Origin of the sequence: Tahibacter sp. (assembly GCF_032229445.1) — a bacterium.
Taxonomy (GTDB): Bacteria; Pseudomonadota; Gammaproteobacteria; order Xanthomonadales; family Rhodanobacteraceae; genus Tahibacter.
Genome location: NZ_JAVTWC010000003.1, coordinates 1 through 21,706, shown reverse-complemented (window position 1 = coordinate 21,706; position 21,706 = coordinate 1). Strand labels below are relative to the sequence as shown.

Annotated in this window: 14 protein-coding genes and 1 other RNA gene; 10 read left to right on the top strand and 5 right to left on the bottom strand. The window is 66.4% G+C overall.

From position 1 onward, the window contains the following. The first annotated feature begins 254 nt into the window (after nt 1-254). Complete coding sequence (locus tag RUU78_RS00590) at nt 255-1,220, top strand: threonine/serine dehydratase (RefSeq protein WP_313912641.1); 966 nt, start codon at nt 255-257, stop codon at nt 1,218-1,220. A gap of 102 nt (nt 1,221-1,322) precedes the next feature. Beyond that, nucleotides 1,323-2,237: an aldo/keto reductase gene (locus RUU78_RS00585; protein ID WP_313912640.1), complete on the top strand. Its 915-nt coding sequence runs from the start codon at nt 1,323-1,325 to the stop codon at nt 2,235-2,237. A 26-nt stretch (nt 2,238-2,263) separates the two neighbouring features. Here RUU78_RS00585 and RUU78_RS00580 read toward each other — a convergent pair whose 3' ends face one another. Both RUU78_RS00580 and RUU78_RS00575 read right to left on the bottom strand, forming a co-directional pair. Further along, entirely contained in the window at nt 2,264-3,670 is a 1,407-nt protein-coding gene (locus RUU78_RS00580) for a M20/M25/M40 family metallo-hydrolase (protein ID WP_313912639.1), read from the bottom strand. A 148-nt stretch (nt 3,671-3,818) separates the two neighbouring features. After that, a complete protein-coding gene (locus tag RUU78_RS00575; RefSeq protein ID WP_313912638.1) occupies nt 3,819-4,955 on the bottom strand; it encodes an NAD-dependent epimerase/dehydratase family protein in 1,137 nt (378 codons plus the stop codon). A gap of 312 nt (nt 4,956-5,267) precedes the next feature. Here RUU78_RS00575 and pepQ point away from each other — a divergent pair, with 312 nt between their 5' ends. From pepQ to mprF, 4 genes are all read left to right on the top strand, one after another. After that, on the top strand, nt 5,268-6,596 hold the full coding sequence (gene pepQ / locus RUU78_RS00570) for a Xaa-Pro dipeptidase (protein ID WP_313912637.1): 1,329 nt from the start codon (nt 5,268-5,270) through the stop codon (nt 6,594-6,596). A gap of 208 nt (nt 6,597-6,804) precedes the next feature. Next, nucleotides 6,805-7,503, top strand: a complete 699-nt coding sequence (locus tag RUU78_RS00565; RefSeq protein ID WP_313912636.1) for a hypothetical protein — start codon at nt 6,805-6,807, stop codon at nt 7,501-7,503. 153 nt (nt 7,504-7,656) lie between these two features. Beyond that, nucleotides 7,657-9,357, top strand: coding sequence for an ATP-binding protein (locus RUU78_RS00560; RefSeq protein ID WP_313912635.1), 1,701 nt, complete (start codon nt 7,657-7,659; stop codon nt 9,355-9,357). Nucleotides 9,358-9,580: 223 nt separating this feature from the next. After that, nucleotides 9,581-12,202 carry a bifunctional lysylphosphatidylglycerol flippase/synthetase MprF gene (mprF, locus tag RUU78_RS00555; protein ID WP_313912634.1) on the top strand — a complete coding sequence of 874 codons (2,622 nt, stop codon included), beginning with the start codon at nt 9,581-9,583 and terminating at the stop codon, nt 12,200-12,202. A 151-nt stretch (nt 12,203-12,353) separates the two neighbouring features. On the opposite strand, the gene RUU78_RS00550 is transcribed toward mprF, so the two are convergent. The 3 genes from RUU78_RS00550 to RUU78_RS00540 all read right to left on the bottom strand — a co-directional run bounded on the left by RUU78_RS00550 (nt 12,354) and on the right by RUU78_RS00540 (nt 15,771). Next, nucleotides 12,354-13,724 carry an AcvB/VirJ family lysyl-phosphatidylglycerol hydrolase gene (locus tag RUU78_RS00550; RefSeq protein ID WP_313912633.1) on the bottom strand — a complete coding sequence of 457 codons (1,371 nt, stop codon included), beginning with the start codon at nt 13,722-13,724 and terminating at the stop codon, nt 12,354-12,356. 150 nt (nt 13,725-13,874) lie between these two features. Continuing rightward, nucleotides 13,875-15,188 carry an aminopeptidase P N-terminal domain-containing protein gene (locus RUU78_RS00545; protein ID WP_313912632.1) on the bottom strand — a complete coding sequence of 438 codons (1,314 nt, stop codon included), beginning with the start codon at nt 15,186-15,188 and terminating at the stop codon, nt 13,875-13,877. A gap of 13 nt (nt 15,189-15,201) precedes the next feature. Continuing rightward, nucleotides 15,202-15,771: a UPF0149 family protein gene (locus tag RUU78_RS00540; protein WP_313912631.1), complete on the bottom strand. Its 570-nt coding sequence runs from the start codon at nt 15,769-15,771 to the stop codon at nt 15,202-15,204. A gap of 178 nt (nt 15,772-15,949) precedes the next feature. Between RUU78_RS00540 and RUU78_RS00535 the strand changes: the two genes are divergently transcribed. The 4 genes from RUU78_RS00535 to ssrS all read left to right on the top strand — a co-directional run bounded on the left by RUU78_RS00535 (nt 15,950) and on the right by ssrS (nt 21,444). Continuing rightward, nucleotides 15,950-20,524 (top strand): EAL domain-containing protein, encoded by a 4,575-nt coding sequence (locus tag RUU78_RS00535; protein WP_313912630.1) that lies wholly within the window; start codon nt 15,950-15,952, stop codon nt 20,522-20,524. A 63-nt stretch (nt 20,525-20,587) separates the two neighbouring features. Beyond that, on the top strand, nt 20,588-20,812 hold the full coding sequence (locus tag RUU78_RS00530) for a TIGR02449 family protein (protein ID WP_313912629.1): 225 nt from the start codon (nt 20,588-20,590) through the stop codon (nt 20,810-20,812). Between the two features lie 100 nt (nt 20,813-20,912). Continuing rightward, complete coding sequence (locus RUU78_RS00525; RefSeq protein ID WP_313912628.1) at nt 20,913-21,254, top strand: cell division protein ZapA; 342 nt, start codon at nt 20,913-20,915, stop codon at nt 21,252-21,254. Nucleotides 21,255-21,260: 6 nt separating this feature from the next. Further along, nucleotides 21,261-21,444: non-coding RNA, 6S RNA (ssrS, locus tag RUU78_RS00520), on the top strand. Nucleotides 21,445-21,706 lie beyond the last annotated feature (262 nt).

Sequence of the window (21,706 nt, the reverse complement as noted above, 5' to 3'; positions counted from 1 at the left end):
GGATCCCGCTCGAGGCGCGCGGCCGCGCCCCCGCGCCCCGCCCCCCCCCGCCCCCCCCCCGGGCCGGGGGGGGGCCCCCCCCCGCGCCGCCCCCTTGACTCAAGGGGGCTCCAGGATCAAAAGCGGATCTGGCGACAACTTCTTGTTCGCGAGCGCGGAGCGGCTTGAATGCCGCCTTGCGGCCAGCGAAAGGCACGCGCGGCAATGGGAAAGCACAGCCACAATGCATCGGAACCGACGTGCAGGACGCGTAGATGACCGACATGCAGAAACCCTATCCGAACATCTCCGTGCCGCAACGCGCCGACATCGAAGCCGCTGCGGCGCGCATCCTCGGTCGCGTGCGGGTCACGCCGGTCGTGCAGCCGGGTGCGGGATTCTCCGCCGGCGGCGCGGAGGTTTTCCTCAAGCTCGAATGCCTGCAGCACAGCGGCTCGTTCAAGCCACGCGGCGCGTTCAACCGCGTGCTCGCGGAGACACGGCTTCCGGACAGCGGACTCATCGCGGCCTCGGGCGGAAACCACGGCGCGGCGGTCGCCTACGTGGCGCGCGAACTCGGCCTGCAGGCCGAAATCTTCGTGCCCGAGATCGCCGGGCCGGCCAAGATCGCACGCCTGCGCGACTACGGTGCGAAGCTGCGCATCGGTGGCCGCGACTACGCCGAGGCGTTGGCCGCGAGCCGCATACGCCAGGCCGAAACCGGCGCACTGAGCATTCACGCCTATGACGAGTTCGCCGTCGTCGCGGGCCAGGGCACGCTCGCGCGGGAACTCGAACACCAATGCGGCGAGCTCGACAGCATCCTCGTCGCGGTCGGCGGTGGCGGCCTGATCGCCGGCGTCGCGAGTTGGTACGCGCACGGCCCCCGCATCGTCGCCGTCGAGCCACAGCGCAGCCGCGCGCTGAATGCAGCACTGGCGCTCGGCGAGCCCTGCGACGTCGACGTCGGCGGCGTGGCCGCGGATTCGCTCGGTGCCCGTCGTGTCGGCGACATCGCGTTCCAGGTTGCGCACGCCCGCGGGCTAACCAGCGTGCTCGTCGACGACGAGGCGATCGTTGCCGCGCAGCGCCTGCTCTGGTCGCAGCTGCGCGTCGTCGCCGAGCCTGGCGGCGCGGCGGCGCTCGCGGCACTGCTGAGCGGGGCCTATGTGCCGCAGCCCGGCGAACGAGTCGCCGTGATCGTCTGCGGTGCGAATACCGATCCGGGGCTCGTGGCCTGAAGCGCTGCCGCGCCAGATCGCCGGTCATGTGCGCCGGAACGACCCTCGCCACGTCGGGCGGCGCGCTAGCATCGTCACAGGCCAGACCGGGACACTGCAGCCATGTACACCCTGACTCGCCGCCGCTTCCTTGCCGCCACGGGAGCTGCACTCGTCGCCATGCATAGCGTCGCCACACGCGCCGCGGAGCCGGCGCTGCGCACGATTCCGCGCGACGGAGCAAAGCTGCCCTGCATCGGCCTGGGCACCTGGCAGGCATTCGACATCGACAATGACGCCCAGGCCATTTCCGAAGCGCTGAAGACCCTGCAATTGCTGCTGGCGACGCCGGGGCCGGCGCGCCTGATCGACACCTCGCCGATGTACGGCCGCGCCGAAGCCGCGCTCGGCCGGTTGCTGGCCAAGGCCGATGTGCCGCAGCGCGCCTTCATCGCGACCAAGGTGTGGACACGCGGCAGGGCGGAAGGTCGCGCGCAGATCGGTCAGTCACTGCACCTGCTCGGCCGTCAGCGCATCGACCTGCTGCAGATCCACAACCTGCTCGACTACGACACGCACCTGGCTACGCTGCAGGCACTCAAGCACGAAGGCCGCATCCGCTACATCGGCGCCACGCACTATACGGCCGCCGCGCACAAGGACCTGGTTACGAGGATCGAAAGAGGTGCGCTGGATTTTGTACAGGTGAATTATTCGGTGCTCGAACCCGAAGCGGCGCAGACCGTTTTCCCGGCAGCCGCGGCGCACGGCGTCGCGGTCATCGTCAACCGCCCGTTCGCCGAAGGCGAGCTGCTGCGGCGCACGCGCGGCAAGCCGCTGCCGGCACTGGCCCGGGAACTGGGCTGCGGCAGCTGGGCGCAGCTGGCGCTGAAATTCATCCTCGGCCAGCCGGCCGTAACCTGCGTCATTCCGGGCACACGCAATCCGGCCTACCTCGCCGACAACATCGGCGCGGGCGAAGGCGCGATTCCGGACGAGGCGACGTGCCGCCGCATTGCAGACCTCTTTCTCGCCTAGCCTTGTCGACCGCACCGCGGCCCGCGTCACTGCATGGCGTAAATTTTTACGAGTTCATAAAGAAACCGGCGCCCGTCGAGCAGCGACTTCACGCGGATGCGCTCGTTGAGACCGTGCGCGCGGCTGCCTTCCGCGTCGTGGAACATGCCCGAGATGCCATAGGTCGGAATGCCGGCGGCATTGAGGAAGCGGCCGTCGGTGGCACCGGTGGACTGGGTCGGCACGATCGCCACGCCGGGCCAGACGCGATGCGCGACGGTGCGCACCGGATCGAGGATTTCCCGCGACAGCGGCGGCGGCGATGACGCCAGCCCGGGCTTGCCGGCAAGCGACAACGCGATCTTCTCGTCGGCGATCAGCTCGACGAGCTTGGCCCTGACCGCATCGACCGGCTCACCGGGCAGGATGCGGCAATTCACATTGGCCTTGGCGCGCTGCGGCAGCGCATTCGGCGCGTGCCCGCCGTCAATCATGGTCGGCGTGCAGGTCGTGCGCAGCGTGCCGTTCCAGCCTGGATTGCGCGCCCACAGCCGCTGCGCCGCGGGCTCGTCCGGCGGATCGCGCAGCACGGCCTGCATGTCCTGCGCGACGGCGGAATCGGACAGCTCGGCCTGGCGCTGGAAGTAGGCGCGCGTGACCGGATTGAGGCGGATCGGGAACTGGTAGGCACCGATACGCCCGATCGCGCCGGCCAGCTGCACCACGGCGTTGTCCTTGACCGGCCGCGAGCTGTGGCCGCCCGGATTGGTGATCTCCAGATGGAAATCCTGATAGACCTTCTCGCCGGCCTGCACCTGCAGCGCGACCGGCTCGTCCCGCGCATTCAACTCGCCCCCGGCGCCCTCGTTGATGACGAACGCGGCCTTGAGTACATCCGGCCGCGTCTGCAGCAGCCATTCCACGCTGTTGAACGTGTCCGGCGTTTCCTCGCCGCAGGTCAGCGCGAGCGTGATGCCGCGGCGCGGCACGAATCCTTCGGACTTGTAGCGGATCAGGCTGTCGGTGAACACCGCAGCCATGGCCTTGTCGTCGCTTGCGCCGCGAGCGTAGAAGAAGCCGTTCTCCTCGACGAGCGTGAAGGGATCGCGCTCCCAGTCCTCTCGCCGCGCCTCGACGACGTCCAGATGCGCCAGCAGCAGGATCGGCTCGGCCTTGGTGTCGCTGCCCGGATAGCGGGCGATCAGCGCGCCGTCGTTGGGCCGCTCGGGTGGCGCGAGGATCTGCAGGTCTTCATCCGCAAGGCCGGCGGCCTTGAGGCGCGCGGCCATGGCCTTGGCCGCGCTGGTGCAGCTGCCCACGGACAGCGTCGTATTGATCTCGACGAGCTGCTTGTACAGCGCGCGGAACTCGGTTTCGTCGGCGCCAGTCGGCTTGGCCTGAACCAGGGTCGCGGATGACAGCAGCACGAGTGACGCCAACGCGGATCGGTACATGGCCATTCCCGGCAGGATGAAGTCCCGAGCGTAGCCCAGGCAGAGCCGGTGCGGTTCGGCCCGAGGTCATGGACGCGACCAAAGTCGCGCGTTGCAGGGCACGGTTGCCGCACAGTCCTGCGCGATGCGCGCACCCTAGCGCGAACGCTCAGGCACGCGACTTCCACAACGCAAGAAGTTCTTTTTCCCGTTCGGGACTGATTCCCGCGCGCAGCTTTGCCTGGCGCTCTTCCGGCTGGGCCTTGAACCACCCCAGCGTATCGACCGCAGTCGCAGAGAGCGGGCGGAAATCCAGTCCCTTGGCGAGCGCCTTCTTGTTGCTGCGCCGCGCGAAACCGGCCGAATCGCCCTCGGCCGGAATCCACGCCGGCATATCGCCCCAGGGCGACACGTTCTGCGCTTCGAGGAAATCCGCTGCAGCCCAGATGAACTGCGCATCGGACTTCAGCGCGCCGCGGATGCCCTCGAGCATCCCGCGCATGCGCAGCATCGTCGCCGGACCGGTCGCATTGAAGGTGCCGAACGCGCGCTGCTCGGCCATCCGGATGGTCCACTCGGCGAGATCGCGCGCATCGATGAATTGCACCGGATCCTCGCCGCTGCCGGGTGCGAGCACCTCGCCGCCGCGCGCGATGCGCGCGGGCCAGTAAGTGAAGCGGTCGGTCTCGTCGCCGGGACCGACGATGAGCCCGGGCCTTATCACCGTGGCCGTGTCGCCAAACCAGTGCCTGACCTCGGCTTCCGAGCGCGCCTTCAGCGCGCCGTACAGCGCCATGTTCGCGCGCACGCTGTCCTGGGTTTCCCGCATCGCGTCGGGACCCGTGTACTGCGCCAGCGCGTCACTCTCGTCGGCGTCAGCAGTGTCGTTCGCGGCGTAGACCGAGATGGTGGAGATGAAAATGTAGTGACCGACCTTGCCCTTGAGCAGCTGGCCCGCATCGCGTGCCCAGAACGGCAAGGTTGTCGGATTGTCGATGCAGACGTCCCACTCACGATCCTTCAGCGCGGCCAGATCGCCGGTGTTGCGGTCGCCCTGGAGTTGTTCGACGTCGCCCGGCCATTCCCGGGTCTTGCGGCCGCGGTTGAACAGGGTCAGCGTGTGGCCGCGTTCGAGCGCGTAGCGGACCTGGTGCGGACCGGTGAAACCGGTACCGCCGAGGATCAGGATGCGCAAGCGTTTCGCGGGCGGCGCCGGCTTCGGCATCGCCGCGGCGACGAGCCCGGGCACGACCCAGGCCGCGGCGGCAGCGCCGGCCAATTGCAACCATTGACGGCGATCGATCATGGGCGGGCTCCTGGTTGGGCAGGCGGTGTAGCGGCGGGTGTGCGGCGGGGTTCCTCTGCCCGCATCGTCGGTGGCGCGCCGTGCGCTGTCCCATGCCGGATTGCAGGGGCGGCGGCGATGCCGCGGACTGCGCAACGACCGTACGGGGTGACTACGCCCGCCGGAAACGCCGGGGCGGCGCCACGTCGGCGGCCGGCTCGGACCCCGAGTCTTAGAGGTGCGCACCGGTGCAGCAGCTGCGCCACGGCGCGTGTGTTCGCGGCACCCGTGCGGCCTCAGGCACAATCCCTGGGCATCCTGCCGGAGCCTCGCATGCCTACCGCCCTGCTCAGCCAGCTATATCCCGACCATCTGGCCACCTTGCAGCAACGCGCCAGCGTCGCGCTGCTGCGCGGCGGTTTCGATCACCTGCTGATCGCCGCCGGCCAGCCGCACTATCAGTTCCTGGATGACCTGCCCTACCCGTTCCAGGTCAATCCGCACTTCAAGCATTGGCTGCCGGTGACCAAGGCGCCGGGATCCTGGCTCGTGATCACGCCGGGACAGAAGCCCAAGCTGATCTACCTGCAGCCGCACGACTACTGGCACGTCGTGCCGGAAGCGCCGGCCGGTTACTGGGTCGAGCATTTCGACATCGTCATCGTGCGCGAAGCGCGCGAGGCCGCGGCGCACCTGCCGGCCCAGGTCGGGCGCTGCGCCATCATTGGCGAGGACTCGGCCACGGTCGGCACGCACCGGCCGAACAACCCCGAGGTGGTGCTCAATCACCTGCATTGGCATCGCGCCTGGAAGACCGACTACGAGCTGGCAATGATGCGAGTCGCCTCGCACCTGGGTGCACGCGCGCACCGCGCGGCCGAGACCGCGTTCCGTGGCGGCGCGTCGGAATACGCGATCCAGATGGCCTATCTCGCCGCCGCGCGCGAGACCGAGAACGAACTGCCCTACAACAACATCGTGTGCCTCAACGAGCACGGTGCGGTCCTGCACTACACCAACCTCGAACGCAATCCGCCGGTGCACTCGCACGCGTTCCTGATCGACGCCGGCGCGAGCTTCCACGGCTATGCCTGCGACATCACGCGGACCTATGCGGGCACCGGTGCGGAGGAGTTCCGCGCACTCGTCGACGCGGTCGACCACGCGCAGCGCGACTTCTGCAGCCAGGTGCGGCCCGGCAAGAGCTATCCGGAGCTGCATCTGCATGCGCATCTCGTGCTTGCCGGCATCCTGCGCGACCAGGGCTTCGTCCGCATGAGCGCGGAAAGCGCGGTGGAATCCGGCGTCTCCCGCGTGTTCTTCCCGCACGGGCTGGGTCACTACATCGGCCTGCAAGTGCATGACATCGGCGGTTTCCAGGCTTCCGAGGACGGCGGCACGCTGCCCAAGCCCGACGGCCATCCCTACCTGCGCCTGACGCGGATGCTCGATGCGGGCCAGGTCATGACCATCGAACCGGGCATCTATTTCATCGACCTGCTGCTGGCCGAACTCAAGCAGCGCCCCGAGGCCAGCGACATCCATTGGGAAAAAGTCGACGCGTTCAGAAAGTACGGCGGCGTACGCATCGAAGACGACGTCGCCTGCACCGCAGGCGAGCCGGAAAACCTGACCCGCGACGCCTTCATGGCATTGAATTGATCACACCGGGCGCGATATCGCGTTGAGGCCAAGCAGGCTTTTGAAAGACAGAGTGCTAGTGCGATCCGACATGGATCGCTCGAGAATCCCTCGTGTAAGCGAGGGATTTTCGGAGAACGTGGGCAAGCTCCGTTTGCACCGTTCGATTGAGAAAGGGGTTGTCCCCCTTTCTCGACAACCGGACAGAAAACCAGGGGAAGAACTCCGCATGCGCGAACCGCAACGCGTGTTCAATCGGGACAGGGAAGTCAGCCGCTACCGCCGGCTCGTCGAACGTCTGCATTCGCCGCGTCTGGCCATGGGCGTCATCGCGGCACTGACCGCCGCGTCCGGGCTGCTCGCCTCCTACCTGCTGCTGTGGGCCGGGCTCGCGTCGATGCTGCTGCGCTACCCGCTTTCCGTCGCGATCGCCTATGTCGCCTTCCTGTTCTTCCTGTGGTGCTGGCTGCACTGGGAGCGGCGCGACCACGACGCGCACGAGGACGCGGCCGATCTCGCCCTCGACATCGCCGATCAGGGCAGCACCAATGCGTACGAACCGGTTTCGGCGCATGACAGCAGCGTGCCCGACACCGGCGACACCGGCTTGGATCTTCCCGACGGCGAAGGCGCCTTCATCGGCCTCGCCATCGTCGCCGCGGTCGCGCTGTTCGCGGCCATCTTTGCCGCGTTTTCCATCATTTCCGTCGCTCCGGTGCTGTTTGCCGAGCTGCTCGTCGACGTGGCCCTGGCCGGCGGACTCTACCGGCACGTGCGTGGCATCGACCGCGAGCGCTACTGGCTCAAGACGGCGCTGGCGCGCACGTTCTGGCGCTTCACCGGCGTCGCCGCGCTCGCCGCGGCGGCCGGCTGGGCCATCGCTTTCTTCGTGCCGGGTGCCGATTCGGTCGGCGATCTGCTGCGCTGAAGCCACGACGCGGAACGACCGAGCTTAGGCGCGATTCCTGAACTCCTTCTATTTCAAGCAATGCGCTGCCTTATCAAGCTAACGCCGAATAGAAATCAAAGCAAAATCGCCTGACCTGCACTGACTATTTGTCCTCACGCTCGAGGTTTTTCAATGGAAAACACTTCGGCCTACTTCAATCAGCATGCATGTTTCCGCACTGACTGGGCTGGATTTGACGAATTCCTTCAAATCAACGTTGTAATTGGCCGCAACAACACTGGAAAGTCCCAGTTACTCGACTTGGTGAAAGAGCTTTGCAACACCCATGTCGACGCAGCCAATTGGCCGGTAAGGCGCCGCGCGGCATTGCAGGAAATCGACCTTCGAAACGTCTTCCGTGAAGGAAAAGCAGGCGACGGCCTCGTTGGAGACCACTGGCGCCAACATGGCGAGGCTCTCGTCGGTGCCTTAGCCAGCTGGACGACCCGCAATGGCGAAGTGACGGATGTTCAAGTTGAACTGCGTGATGGAACCACGATTACAGACGGACCGAGGCTCACCCAAATGGCAGACAGGAAAATGCTGGCAAGAATTCCGCCGCCATTTTCCGGCAGAGCTTTCCGTCATCTACTCGCCGATCGGGACATCCGCCCAGAGCCTGCTGTCAAAGATCTTTCTCTAGAACCAGACGGCGCTGGAGCCACGAATCTGATAAGAAAATTCATCACGAGCTCGAGCCTTCCAAAGGATGTGATTCAACGTGAATTGCTCGATGCAGTGAATTCCGTTTTTCGGGACGACGGAATTTTCACGAGCCTTGATGTGCGCCAACACGATGAAGCTGACAAAGGAGGCACTGGTCACTGGGAAGTCTTTCTCGGTGAAGCACACAAAGGCCAGGTCGCACTGAGCAAATCAGGCAGCGGTTTAAAGACAGTTATCCTTGTTCTTCTAAACCTTATTGTCTTTCCGAAAATACCAGGAAGGCCACAAACCGAATTTGTTTTCGCGTTCGAAGAGCTTGAGAACAACCTGCACCCGGCACTCTTGCGTCGCTTGATCGCGTTTGTCGAGTCGCACGCGCTGAAGACCAGGTCACCAGTATTCCTTACTACACACTCTCCGGTGATGATCGATATGCTCGGATCTGCGCCGCATGCACAGATCACCCATGTAGTTCACGACGGAAAAACTGCAACAACCAAGCGAATTACGGCCCATTTCGACAGACTCGACGCAATCTCAACGCTAGGCGCCCGGCCGTCTGATTTGTTGCAAGCCAACGGTATCGTCTGGGTCGAAGGCCCATCGGATCGCGTCTACATGAATCGCTGGATTTCGCTGGTTTCGAACGGGGAACTGAGCGAAGGTCGCCACTACCAATGCGCCTTCTATGGCGGCGCCTTACTTGCGCGCTATCAAGTCACTACTCCTGACGTCGAATCGAGCGAATTTTCCAATCTGCTTCGCATAAACCCCAACATCGTACTTGTCTGCGACAGCGATCTTTCTACCAAGCGAGGACAACTCAAGGAACGCGTGCAGCGCACCAGCGACGAGGTCCGCCAGATACCACGTGCGATTGCATGGGTTACCGATACCAAAGAGATTGAAAACTACCTCACGGGGCAGATTCTGACGGAAGCATTTGGCATTCATGATCTCCCTGACCCCAGCCAGTATGAATTCTTCTTTCCGGCTAAAGAGGCCAAGTCGTACCTCGAAACACGCCTTCAGCGTAAGAGCATCGACAAAGTCGAACTCGCCGAACGTTGCGCGCCCTTTATGACGATCGAATTGCTGACGCGACGCTTCGACTGGAAAGCCCGAATGAATGAGATTGTCGCTGCCATACGGGCATGGAATGCCTAACGGATGTCGATAAGTTCGAAGCCCACGAGCCTGAAGTCACTCGCTACGACGCGAAGAATTCAGCAATGGAGACTGATCAAGTAGTGGGCTCTGCGCCAGTACAGCTTGGGCTTCTGGCACGGAATCGTCCGCCTTGCCGCTGCGGCATCAGCGGGCCGGTGCAACTTGCCGCGCGGTTTGCAGTCGATCTGCCGCACCGACGCCGGATTCACGGGAAATGCCGATGACGGTTCCATCCACGGACGACACCGCAACACCGGCCGGTCGGCGCAGGAACCTGCTGCGCTGGCTCGTGCCGATGGGCTTCCTGGGCCTTACCGGCTGGCTGGTGTGGCGCGAGCTCGAAGGCTTCGACCTCACCCAGGTTCAGCGCACGTTGATCGCGGTCCCGACGCTGCCGGCCGCCGGCATCGCCGTGTTCGCGCTGCTCGCGGTCGCCGTGACTGGCCTCGTCGATCTGCGCATCGCGCGCTGGCTCGGCATCGACCTGCGTCGCGGCGAGCTGCTGCGCCTCGCCCTGATCGCCAATGCATTGGCCAATACGGTCAGCCTGTCCGGCGCGATGGGCGCCGGCGTGCGCTTCATGGGTCTGACCGGCCGCGGCGTGGATGTGCCGCGCGCGGCAAGCCTGATCGGCATGCAGGCCCTGGCGTTGCCGCTCGGGCTGTCCGTGCTGGTCGGTTTCGGCCTCGTGTCCGGCATGCTGCCGCTGATGCCCGGCACGGCGACGCGCTGGCTTGCGCTCGCGGTGCTGGTCGCGGCAAGCCTGTATTTGCCGCTGTACTTCGTGCTGACGCGCCAGCGCCGCGTGATGCGCTGGCTGCCGCCCGCGCAGACGCTGCCCGGCCTACGCCTGCGCCTCGAGCTCAGCGCGCTGTCGCTGCTCGACTGGCTGCTCGCCGCGTCGACTTTATATATTTGTCTACAGGTCAGCGGCGCCGCGGTCACGCCGGCTGAACTGCTGCTCGCGTTCGCCGGTGCGTCGGTGCTGGGCCTCGTCAGCCTGGTTCCCGGCGGCCTCGGCGTATTCGACGGACTGCTGCTGCTCGCACTGGGCCAGGCCGGCCACGACCAGGCCGCCGTCGTGTCGGGGCTGTTCCTGTTCCGCCTCAGCTATTACCTGCTGCCGCTGTTCGTCGGCCTGTATCTCGGCTCGGGTCTGCTCGTGGATCGCCTGCCGCAACTGACCCGGCTGCGCGACCGCCTCGCCGGGCATCCGCTGTATGGACTGCTGCAATTGCCGGCGAGCCTGCTCGCCGACCTCGGCATACGCCTGCTCGCGATATTCACGTTCGCCGCCGGCACGCTGCTGCTGGCCTCGGCCGCGATCCCGGCACTGCATGAACGCCTGCGCGCGGCCGGTGCGTATCTGTCGCTGCTCACGCTCGAAAGCTCGTACTGGCTCAGCGTCGTCACCGGCGTGCTGCTGCTCGGTCTCGCGCGGGGCATCGACGGTCGCGTGCGCGTCGCCTATCGCCTCACCCAGTTCGTGCTCGCGCTCAGCGCGCTGCTCGCGCTGGCCAAGGGACTGCACTACGGCGAGGCGCTGTTCCTGCTCGGCGTCGCGCTGCTGCTTCGCTCGCGCAAGAGCGCATTCAGCCAGCGCGCGATGCACCTGGGTTCGTTCACAACCGCGGGATGGATCGCGGGACTGGCGGCCGTCGTCATCGTGTTCTTCGCCGTCGGCGTCGCCGCGGTGCTCGGCGACGATTCCTTCGACCTGTTCTACGTCGGCTTCGGCGAGCATTCCTCGCGCCTTGCGCGCGGCCTCGTCGCCGCAGCGCTCGGGGTCGCGATCTATCTAATCTGGCAGAGCTTCGCCGTGCGCCGGCCCGTGCCCGCATTGCCGCCGCGTGCCGAACTGGAAGAGGCACGCGAACTTTACCGGCGCCACGGCGGCGGCGAATTCGGCCACATGACCTTCATGGGCGACAAGTCGCTGTTCTGGGCCGGCGACCGCCACGCCGTCGTCGCCTACGGCACGATCCGCGACCGCCTCGTCGCACTCGGTTCACCCTGCGGCAGCGAGGCCGCGGTTTCGCGCGCGATCCTCGATTTCCGCCGCTTCGCCGACAGCCAGGACCGCGTGCCGGTGTTCTACGAAGTGCTCGAACCGGAGCTGTCGCGCTTCCACGACCACGGCTTCGACCTGTTCAAGCTCGGCGAACTCGCGACGATCCGGCTCGACGAATTCTCGCTGTCGGGCAAACGTTGGGAAGATCTGCGCCAGGCGGTCAACCGCTCGACCAAGGAAAACCTGCGCTTCGAACTGCGCGAGCCGCCGTTCGACACTGCACTGCTGGCCGACGTCGAGCGCGTCTCCGACACTTGGCTCGCCGACAAGGGCGGCAGCGAAAAAGGGTATTCGCTGGGCCGCTTCGACCCCGCCTACCTGGAATGGGGACCGCTGGCCCTGGTCTTTCACGACGAACGCCTCGTCGCCTTCGCCAACGTGCTGCCGCCCTACGGCCGCAACGGCACAGCCAGCGTCGACCTCATGCGTCATGTTCCCGACGCGCCACGCTCGAGCATGGACTTCCTGTTCGCGCGCGTCATGCAGTGGGCGCAGGAGCAGAAGTTCGAACGCTTCAGCCTCGGCATGGCGCCGCTGTCCAACGTCGGCGCCAATCCCTATGCGCGCATCAACGAGCGCCTCGCCTCGCTCGCGTTCCGCTACGGCAACAGCCGCTACAACTACCAGGGTATACGACGCTACAAGGAGAAATTCCGCCCCGACTGGACCGGCTCCTACCTCGCCTATCCCCGCGGCGTATGGGTACCGGGACTGCTGGTCGACGTGGCCGCGCTGGTGGCGGGCGGGTATCGGCGGTTGTTGAAAGGATGACAAGCTCAACGGCGAATAAGTCTGTCTGCTGAGCTCAAACGTCAGACATCACGGCGCAGCCAAAGAAACGCACCGCCCCCTGAGCAAGCGCGTCCTGGCCGTCGCACTGCGTCTGTTCCGGCGAATGTCGCGGGAATTTGACGAATCACGCTCACTGCTGCTCAGGCCAGTGCTCCAGCATGATCTTCCCGATCGCCGCATAGTCGCCGTCGTAGTGATGCCCGCCGGGCAGGTCCAGCGCGGCAACCTTGTCGCCGGGAAGCTTCGTGCAAGGGCTGTCGTCTTCGTCCTGACCGTGCAGGCAGAGCACCGGTACCGTGGACTTGGCCAGTTCCGGCGCGATCGGCAGCGCGCCGTCGTGGTGCGCGCCGCCGAACCAGTCGCCGACCTTGATCTCGAACACGGCCTCATCGTCGGGCGAGATCATGAACTGCAGGTCGATCGCCTCGCGTGCGGCCTCGGGTAGACGGTTGAACACGACCGGCACGAGGCTCGCGCCGAAGGAATAGCCGACCAGTGCGACGCGCGCGGCGGGCTTGCCCGCGGTGTAGTGACCGATCACGCGCGCGATGGCGGCGGCGGTCTCGTCGGGCGAGCGTCTCTGCCAGAAGAATTTCAGCGTGGACAAGCCGACGACCTGAACGCCGTCGGCGGCCAGCGCTTCCGCAACACCCTGGTCGAGTCCGGCCCAGCCGCCGTCGCCGGTCAGCAGGATCGCGATACGTTCGGTGCGGGTATGAGCTGCCGTCGGCGTGACTTCGGTCAGCGGCAGGTCGGCGACATCCTGCGGCAGTGGTTCGCGCTGGCGAGCGTCGCGGTGACTCCAGCGCTGCAGCGTGTTCGCGAGCGCCGCGGGGCCTGCGTCGGCCGGACGCGCGGCCATCGGCAGTCGGCCACGCAGCGCAGCGACATCGAATCCGAGGCCTTCGATGCGTGCGCCGGGCGCAAACGGCCGCGGCAGCCAAGGATTGCCGAGACGCGCGACCGGGACTACGCGAAACCCGCGCGCGGCGTCGGCGACGCTGGCCTCACCGGCATCGCCGGCGCACAGCGGTTGGCGCAGGCGCAGGCCGAAGTCGTAGCCCAGCGTGACGAGGCCGTCGAAGGTACCAGCCGGAGCCTGTGCGGCGATTGCATAGGCGAGCGTTGCGCCGCCTTCCAGGCCGACGAGCCACGGCGCGGAATAGCTGGCGAGATTCTCGTGGCGCTGGATCCAATGGCTCGCTTCCTCGACGTGTGCCGCCGGATAGGCGCAGTCGGTGCTGATCGAATCGAGTTCCTTCAGATAGCCGGGCAGGTCGATGCCGACGACGAGATCACCGCCGGCCGCGAGCGCATCGGCGTAGGCGTCTTCGCGCGCGTCCCAGCCGTTGCCGTCGGACACGAACAGCACTGTGCGCGTGGCGCCGTCCGCCGGGCGTGCGACATGCAGGTCGCCGAACAGGCCATAGTGGACCGGGCGGGTTGCCGCGTTGGCCAGCGACGCAGCGCAAAGCAGGACAGCGGCGACGATCGGCTTCACGCGAATTCCTTTATCCATTTGTCGCTATTGCAGCAACGTCGATTCGTTTTGCATCTGCGGCGTGGCGCGATCAGCAACACATCGCACTTTATGGCCAGCATGAGTCACTGCGCGGCAGGCCAGCGACGTCCTCGCCCACGCCCGCGTCCGCTATTTCGCCGCGCTCATGTGCGCCTCGATCTCCGCGACCGTGCGCGGCACGCCGGCGGTGAGGATCTCCGGCGCGGCACGCGTCACGGCAATGTCGTCCTCGATGCGGATGCCGATGCCGCGCCAGCGCGCCTCGATGCCGGGTGCGTCCGGTGCGATGTAGATGCCGGGCTCCACTGTCATGACCATGCCTGGCTCGAGCTGGCGCGCCTCGCCGTCGACCCGATAGTCGCCGACGTCGTGTACGTCCAGGCCGAGCCAATGGCCGGTCTTGTGCGGGAAGAAGCGCTTGTACGCACCGTTCGCGATCGCGGCGGCGGGCTTGCCGGCGACCAGACCCAGGTCGCACAGGCCGCGTGCGATGACCGCGACCGCGGCGTCGTGCGGCGCGGTCCAGGCCTTGCCTGGCCGCGCCTGCGCGATCGCGGCGTCCTGCGCGGCCAGCACGATCTCGTACAGCGCGCGCTGGTCGGCGCTGAAGCGACCGTTGATCGGAAACGTGCGCGTGATGTCCGAGGCGTAGCAGGCATATTCTGCGCCCGCGTCGATCAGCAGCAGGTCGCCGTCGCGCAGCAGCGCGTTGTTGGCGCGGTAGTGCAGCACGCAGCCGTTGGCGCCGCCGCCGACGATGGGTTCGTAGGACGGCACCGCGCCGGCGCTGCGGAACGCGTGGATCAACTCGGCTTCGACCTGATGCTCGTACAGCCCCGGGCGCGTCGCGCACATCGCGCGGCGATGGCCTTCGGCAGCGATCTTCGCGGCCTGGCGCATCAGCCCCAGCTCGTCCTTCGACTTGTACAGGCGCAGGTCGTGCAGCAGATGGGACAAGGCTACAAATTCATGCGGGGCGCGGGCCAGAGGACCACGCAAGGTCTGCACGCGCTTGATCCAGCTGATGAGCTTGAGATCGAACTCGCTGTCGCGGCCGAAGTGATAGTAGACACGGCTGCGGCCTTCGATCAGGCCGGGCAGGATGTCGTCGATGTCCTCGATCGGGAACGCATCGTCGAGGCCGCAGGATTCGACCGCGCCGTCGGGGCCCAGGCGCGGGCCGTCCCACGCCTCGCGCGTCGGATCGCGGTCGCGGCAGAACAGGATGGTTTCGGCCTGGTTGCGCCCCGGCAGCAGCGCGAGCACGGCGTCGGGCTCGGGAAATCCGCAGAGATAGTGGAAGTCGCTGTCCTGCCGGTACGGATACGGCGCATCGTTGTTGCGGATGCGTTCCGGCGCTGCCGGCACGATGACGATGGCGTCGTCGCCAGCCAGGCGCATGAGCTGGCGGCGGCGGCGCGCATATTCGCGGGCGGCGATCAAGGCAGGATCCGCTTCAGTGCAGGCTACGGCCGGCTTCGGCGGTCTTCGCCGGTAGCGGCGCCAGTTCCGAGTGCAGCAGCAGCACGCCGACGCGGATGAATTCGAGCACTTCCACCAGCGCCGATTCGTCTTCCTCGGCATCGTCGTATTCGAATTGCGAGGCGGCGATGGCACCGAAATCGCGCAGGATTTCCGCACCGTCGTCGGACAGTGCGCTGCCCGCGTTCGCGCCGGAAAGGCCGAGGCCGCCGAGAAAGCCGCGGCACCATTGCACCAGCGCATCGGCGCGTTCGATCAGCGGTTCGCCATCGCCTGGCAGCAGCGGCTCGAAGCTGAAGCCGGGATCGTCGAGCTGGGCGCGGCAATCGCGGAACAGGCGGTCGAGCAGCTCCATGCGCGCATGCGTTTCCACGCTCTGATCCGTTTCTATCTCCAGCCGCTGCAGCCAGTTGCGTGGCGAGGCGACGCCTCCGCCGCAAAGAAACCCGGTCAGGGAACCGTGCAGATCGCTCGCGGCCACGCCGAATTCGAGCTCATGCAGGACCATGCCGAGTTCGGCATGGGAGATGGCGATGCTGTTCATGGCGAATCCGAACGCAGACACGGTTGCGCGATTGTACCCGCCACCGGCGCGACAGCGTCGAGCCTGGCACGCCTGTTGCGACGCGCTGCTGATTCATGGTGGGCGAAATCGTGGGCTAGTTACAGTGGGGGCTTGCGCCTACACTGCCCGCGCGGCAGTCAAGGGGAGGGCGGGCTGCGTGACACTCTGGCAATACCTCGGGGGAGGGCGAAACGCTACCGCACGCGCATGCCTGCTGGCAGGACTGCTGCTGTGCTGCGTCGGCGCGCAGGCCGCGCTACGCACGTTCTATTTCGACAATCTCGGCAGCGAACAGGGTCTGCAGCAGAACACCATCAGCGCGCTGATGCAGGATCGCACCGGCTTTGTCTGGATCGCGACCCAGGGTGGTCTGCATCGCTATGACGGCTACGCTTTTCGGGTTTTCGAACAGGACCCGGAGCGCAGCGACAGCCTTCCCGACAGTTTCGTCACGGCGATCGCCGAGGATCCGCAGGGCCGCATCTGGGTCGGCACCAACGCGAAAGGACTGGCCAGCCTTGATCCGCGTACCGGCACCGTACACCCCCCTCCGCCCGGCAGCCGTGCGACCACGCCGCGCGGCAACAGCATCAGCGCGCTGCAGGCGGACTCGCCCGCAGCGATCTGGGTGGGCTCACGCGAAGGCGTCGACCTGATCGATACCGAACGCGGCACGCGCCAGTCGCTGTTCCGCTTCGATCCCGGCGACCCGCTGCCGCTGCGGCCGCAGCGCCGCTTCGTCGACGCGCCCGACGGCACGCTCTACGCGCCGACCAGCCAGGGCCTGCTCAAGATCGACCGCAAGGCGGTGAAAGCGACGCGCCTGCCGGCACCGGCGCTGCGCCGCACACTTTCGGCGCTGGTCAGCCGCGACGGTACGCTGTATGCGGGCACGCCGGTCGGACTGCTGCGGGTCAGCGCGGACGGCACCCGCACCGAGCAGGTGTGGCCGGCGGTCGACGCCGAGCCGGCCAATGTGTCGGACGTGGTCGAAGACGCCAGCGGCAAGTTCTGGCTCGCCGTACGCGGCGACGGTGTCGTGCGCCTCGATCCGCGTACGGGTGCGGCCGAATGGCTGCACCATCAGCGCGACCTGCCCGGTTCGCTGCCCGAAGAGTTCATCACCACGCTGATGATCGACCGTTCCGGCCTGCTCTGGCTCGGCGGCGAGACCCGCGGCGTCGCGACGACACGGCCCACCAGCGAAACCTTCAGCTGGCTGGTCGAACTGGAATCGCCACGCGACCGCGTCACGCGCAACATGGTCAGCAGCCTCTGGGCAAACGACCGGCGATACCTGTGGATCGGCACCGAAGGCGACGGACTCAAACGATACGACCGCGAGCGCGACCAGTTCGAGAACACCAGCGAACCCATCGGCCGCGCGCTGGGCCTGGCCGTGTCGCCGCAGGAACTGTGCGTCTACGACATCGTCGGCGGCACCGAGCACCGCATCTGGCTGGCGACCAGCCACGGCGTGTTCGACTACGACACGCAGCAGCGCCGCGCCAGCCTGGCCGACGTCCCCGCGCTCGGCGGCGCGACCGCGATCGCCAGCGGTGACCAGGAGGCGCGCAGCCTGACGCGAGGCCGCGATGGCAGCCTGTGGATCGGCACGCGCACCAAGGGGCTGCTGCGCTACCGCGACGGTGCGGTGGTGCAGAGCTGGCGGCATGACGACGCGGATCCGGAAAGCCTGCCGCACAGCATGGTGCTGGCGCTGCGCGAGGACAGTCAGGGTCGCCTGTGGGTCGGTACGCTGGACGGACTTGCCCTGCTCGATCCGGCCAGCGGGCGCCTGCGCCGGCTCGGCACGGCCGGCGGCGCGCATGGGCCACAGACCGGCAACCTCGTGCGCGACATCCTCGAAAGCCGCGACGGCAGGATCTGGATCGGTACGCACAGCGGCCTACTGCGCCTGGAACAGCTGACCGACAGCGCTGCGCGCTTCGCGCGTGTGTCGACCCAGGAAGGACTGGCCAGCAACACCGTCTACGGACTGCTCGAGGATCAGGCGGGCGCGCTGTGGCTGTCGACCAACCGCGGCATCTCGCGCTACGAGCCGGCCACGCGCGCCGTGCGCAATTTCTCGCTCAAGGACGGGCTGCAGGCCTACGAGTTCAACGGCGGGGCGGCCTTCGCGCTGGGTCCGAACGAACTGCTGTTCGGCGGCGTCAACGGCACCAACCTGATCCGACCCGAAAGCCTCGCGCGCGAGCACTACGACGCACCGGTCGTGCTCACCGCGCTGACCGTCGGCGGCGTGCGCGAGCCTCTGGCCGGGCCACTGACGCGGCGCGACATCGCCCAGGCCGAGCGCCTGCTGCGCTTCGAGTTCGCCGCGCTCGACTACACCGCGCCGGAAACCAATCGCTTCGCCTGGAAGCTGGACGGCTTCGATGACGACTGGATCGACGGAGGCACACGCCACGAGGTGACCTATACGAATCTCGACCCGGGCCAGTACACCTTCCGCGTGCGCAACGCCGCGAGCGATCCGGACACCGCGCGCAGCAGCAGCTTCGCGTTCGACATCGTGCCGCCCTGGTGGGCATCGACGTGGATGAAGCTCGCCTACGCGAGCCTGGCCAGCCTCATCGTGCTTGCGATCTGGCGCGAGCGGCGCAGCCAGCGAGCCGAAGAACAGCGCCACCAGAACGAACTGCGCATGCGCGAGGACCGCCTGCGTCTGGCGCTCTGGGGTTCCGGCGACGAATTCTGGGACTACGACATGCGCGAGGGACGCATCTACCGATTCGGCTCCGACCAGCTACTCGGCAGCTCGCCCGAAGAAAGCCTGAGCGCCGGGGACTGGCGCAATTTCGCCGTACACCCGGACGACCTGGCGCGCGTCGACCGCATCATGGCCGACCATGTCGCCGGAGTTACCGACCATTTCGAATCCGAACACCGCGTCGCACATGCGCAAGGCGGCTGGATCTGGGTGCTGTCGCGCGGCAAGATCGTCGAGCGCGAGAACGATGGCCAGCCGGCTCGCATCAGCGGCACGGCGCGCAACGTCACCGAGAGCCGCCTGGCCGAACGCGAGCGCCGCATCGCCGCGGAAGTCATCCGCAATATGACCGAAGCGGTCACCGTGACGGACCTCGATTACCGCTTCACCTCGGTCAACCTCGCCTTCACGCGCATGACCGGCTACCGCGAGGACGAAGTCCTGGGGCACAACGCGGCGCTGCTGAACTCACCGCAGCATGCACCCGAAGTCTACGAACAGATGCGCGAGACGCTGAGCCAGACCGGCCACTGGCGCGGCGAGCTGTTGCAGCGGCGCAAGGACGGCGAGGAATTCCTGAGCTGGCTGGAACTGGCCGAAGTGCGCGACGCCCAGGGTACGCGCACGCATTTCGTCGGCGTGCTCTCCGACATCACCGACCGCAAGCGCGCCGAGCAGGAACTACGCTACCTCGCGAACTACGACACCCTGACCGGACTGCCCAACCGCACGCTGCTCGGCGAGCGCCTCGGCCACGCCATCATGCGCGCGCGCCGTAACGGCCGCCGCGTATCGGTGCTGTTCCTCGACCTTGACCGCTTCAAGCACGTCAACGATTCGATGGGTCACGCGGCCGGCGACCGCATGCTCAAGGCAGCCGGTTCGCGCCTGCGCGCGCATGTGCGCGACAGCGACACGGTGGCGCGCCTCGGCGGCGACGAATTCACGGTCGTGCTCGAAGACGTGCACGACGGCGCCGAAGCCGAGCACATCGCGCAGAAACTGCTGCAGGCCTTTGGCGAGCCGCTGGAACTCGACGCGGGCCAGGAAGTGGTGATCTCGCCATCGATCGGCATCAGCCTGTATCCGGATCACGCCCAGGTGCCGACGGATCTGCTCAAGTACGCCGACACCGCGATGTACCAGGCCAAGGAGAGCGGCCGCAACACGTATAAAATGTATACTTCCGAGATGGACTCGGCTGCGCGCCGTCGCGCCACGATGGTCGGTGCGCTGCGCAAAGCGATGGAGCGCGGCGAGTTCCGCCTCGTGTTCCAGCCCAAGCTCTCGCTGACCGAGGGCCGCATCGTCGGCGTCGAGGCGCTGCTGCGCTGGCACAGCGAAGATCTCGGCGAGATTTCGCCGGCGTTGTTCATTCCGCTGGCCGAGGAAGCGGGCCTCATCATCGACATCGGCGAGTTCGTGCTCAGCCGCGCCTGCGCCACGCTCGCACGCTGGCGCGAGCAAGGCATCGACGATGTGGTGATGGCGGTGAACGTGTCGGTGCTGCAGCTGCTGCGCGGCGAGCTGACGCGGCGCCTGTGCGAGATCCTGGCCGAGCATTCGATCGCGCCGCAACAGATAGAACTCGAACTGACCGAAAGCACGATCATGAACAACGCCGAGCAGTCGGTGCGTACGCTCAACGACCTCAAGGGCATCGGCGTGTCGCTCGCGATCGACGATTTCGGCACGGGCTATTCGTCGCTGTCCTACCTCAAGCGCCTGCCGATCGACACGCTGAAGATCGACAAGGAGTTCGTCGGCGACATCACCTCCGACCCGGACGACGAAGCGATCACCGCCACGATCATCACGATGGCGCATTCGCTGGGCCTGAACGTGATCGCCGAAGGCGTGGAGACCCGCGAACAGCTGGAGTACCTCCGCGAACAGGGTTGCGACGAGATCCAGGGCAACTGGCTGTCGCTGCCGCTGTCGGCCGAACGCTGCCTGGAATTCCTCAAGTCGCGACGCGGTGCGCCCGCGGTCCTGTGACCACCGGCACGGGCTCGCCGCCGCGCCGTTGCGGTGCCCTGCCCCTCTGCTATATTCCGGACCATGTCCGCGGCCCAGAACACGCTTGCCGACCTCACCGAGGTCAGCGCCCGCATCGATCGTCTGGTCGAGCTGTGCCAACGCCTGTCCGAGGAGAACCGCAGCCTGCGCCAGAGCCAGGAACAGCTGGCCAACGAGCGCGCCCTGCTGCTGCAGAAGAACGAACAGGCGCGCACGCGCGTGGAGGCGATGATCGCGCGACTCAAGTCGCTCGAGCAGAACGCGTGAACCGGGAGCACACCGATGACGATGTGAAGTCGCTCTTGTGACTTCCACTCGTCATAGGCCCGCCTGGCAAGCGTCTGACACTCCTTGATTCGAACAGGCATTGACCGATCCCCGCTTTTCAAAGGTTCACCGCCCTGCCATGAGCACACCCGCACCGGTTTCCGTGAGCATCCTCGACCGCGAATTCCTGGTTGCGTGCACCGACGAGGAGCGCCCTGGGCTCGTCGCCGCCGCGGCCTATCTCGACGGCAAGATGCGTGAAGTCAAGAGCGCTGCGCGCGCGAGCGGTCTTGACCGCATCGCCGTACTGGCCGCGCTGAACATCACGCACGAGCTCATCGCCGCGCGTCAGCAAGGCAGCCATCAGGCCGATTCCGTGGCACAGCACGTGCAGGCGCTGAAACATAAGCTTGAAGGTGTGCTCAGTGCATCGGTAAAATAGGCGCGTCGTTCTCTGCCGTGTGCGACAGCACACCTAACATTTGCCTTGTTCCTATCGACCACCCCGGGGTTGCAGTGCTGAGGTCGGTGTGCATGTCCGCCATGTGCGGAAAGCCTGAGATCTCGCGAGCTGTCCCACCTATAAACGGGGTTCAAGGTCGTTTTGTGTGCATCGGCACGGCGGAGGGCGTCTTTCGGTTGGGGCGATACAAGCTGTAAGGGTGACGTTCTGTTGCTCAGCACCAGGAAAGTTCTGAACAAGTCCTGGAACTATCGCTCTTCTAATCAGCACCAGATTTCCACAGCCCCGCCAAACGCCTCCTACGCAGGCATTTGGCCGGTCCGGCCCGTCGGGCGTTCAGAGTGACTAGAACCTGCGGTTCTGAGCGATCACTCTTCGCCCGGCCCGTTGGGCGTTCAGAGTGATCAGAACCGGTGGTTCTGAGCGATCAC

What these genes read in the sequence shown, in the direction of transcription:
- RUU78_RS00530 (WP_313912629.1), top strand. Translation starts at nt 20,588, where the DNA reads ATGTCCGCGGCCCAGAACACGCTTGCCGACCTCACCGAGGTCAGCGCC.
- RUU78_RS00575 (WP_313912638.1), bottom strand. Translation starts at nt 4,955, where the DNA reads ATGATCGATCGCCGTCAATGGTTGCAATTGGCCGGCGCTGCCGCCGCG.
- RUU78_RS00565 (WP_313912636.1), top strand. Translation starts at nt 6,805, where the DNA reads ATGCGCGAACCGCAACGCGTGTTCAATCGGGACAGGGAAGTCAGCCGC.
- RUU78_RS00540 (WP_313912631.1), bottom strand. Translation starts at nt 15,771, where the DNA reads ATGAACAGCATCGCCATCTCCCATGCCGAACTCGGCATGGTCCTGCAT.
- RUU78_RS00590 (WP_313912641.1), top strand. Translation starts at nt 255, where the DNA reads ATGACCGACATGCAGAAACCCTATCCGAACATCTCCGTGCCGCAACGC.
- mprF (WP_313912634.1), top strand. Translation starts at nt 9,581, where the DNA reads ATGACGGTTCCATCCACGGACGACACCGCAACACCGGCCGGTCGGCGC.
- RUU78_RS00585 (WP_313912640.1), top strand. Translation starts at nt 1,323, where the DNA reads ATGTACACCCTGACTCGCCGCCGCTTCCTTGCCGCCACGGGAGCTGCA.
- RUU78_RS00580 (WP_313912639.1), bottom strand. Translation starts at nt 3,670, where the DNA reads ATGTACCGATCCGCGTTGGCGTCACTCGTGCTGCTGTCATCCGCGACC.
- pepQ (WP_313912637.1), top strand. Translation starts at nt 5,268, where the DNA reads ATGCCTACCGCCCTGCTCAGCCAGCTATATCCCGACCATCTGGCCACC.
- RUU78_RS00560 (WP_313912635.1), top strand. Translation starts at nt 7,657, where the DNA reads ATGGAAAACACTTCGGCCTACTTCAATCAGCATGCATGTTTCCGCACT.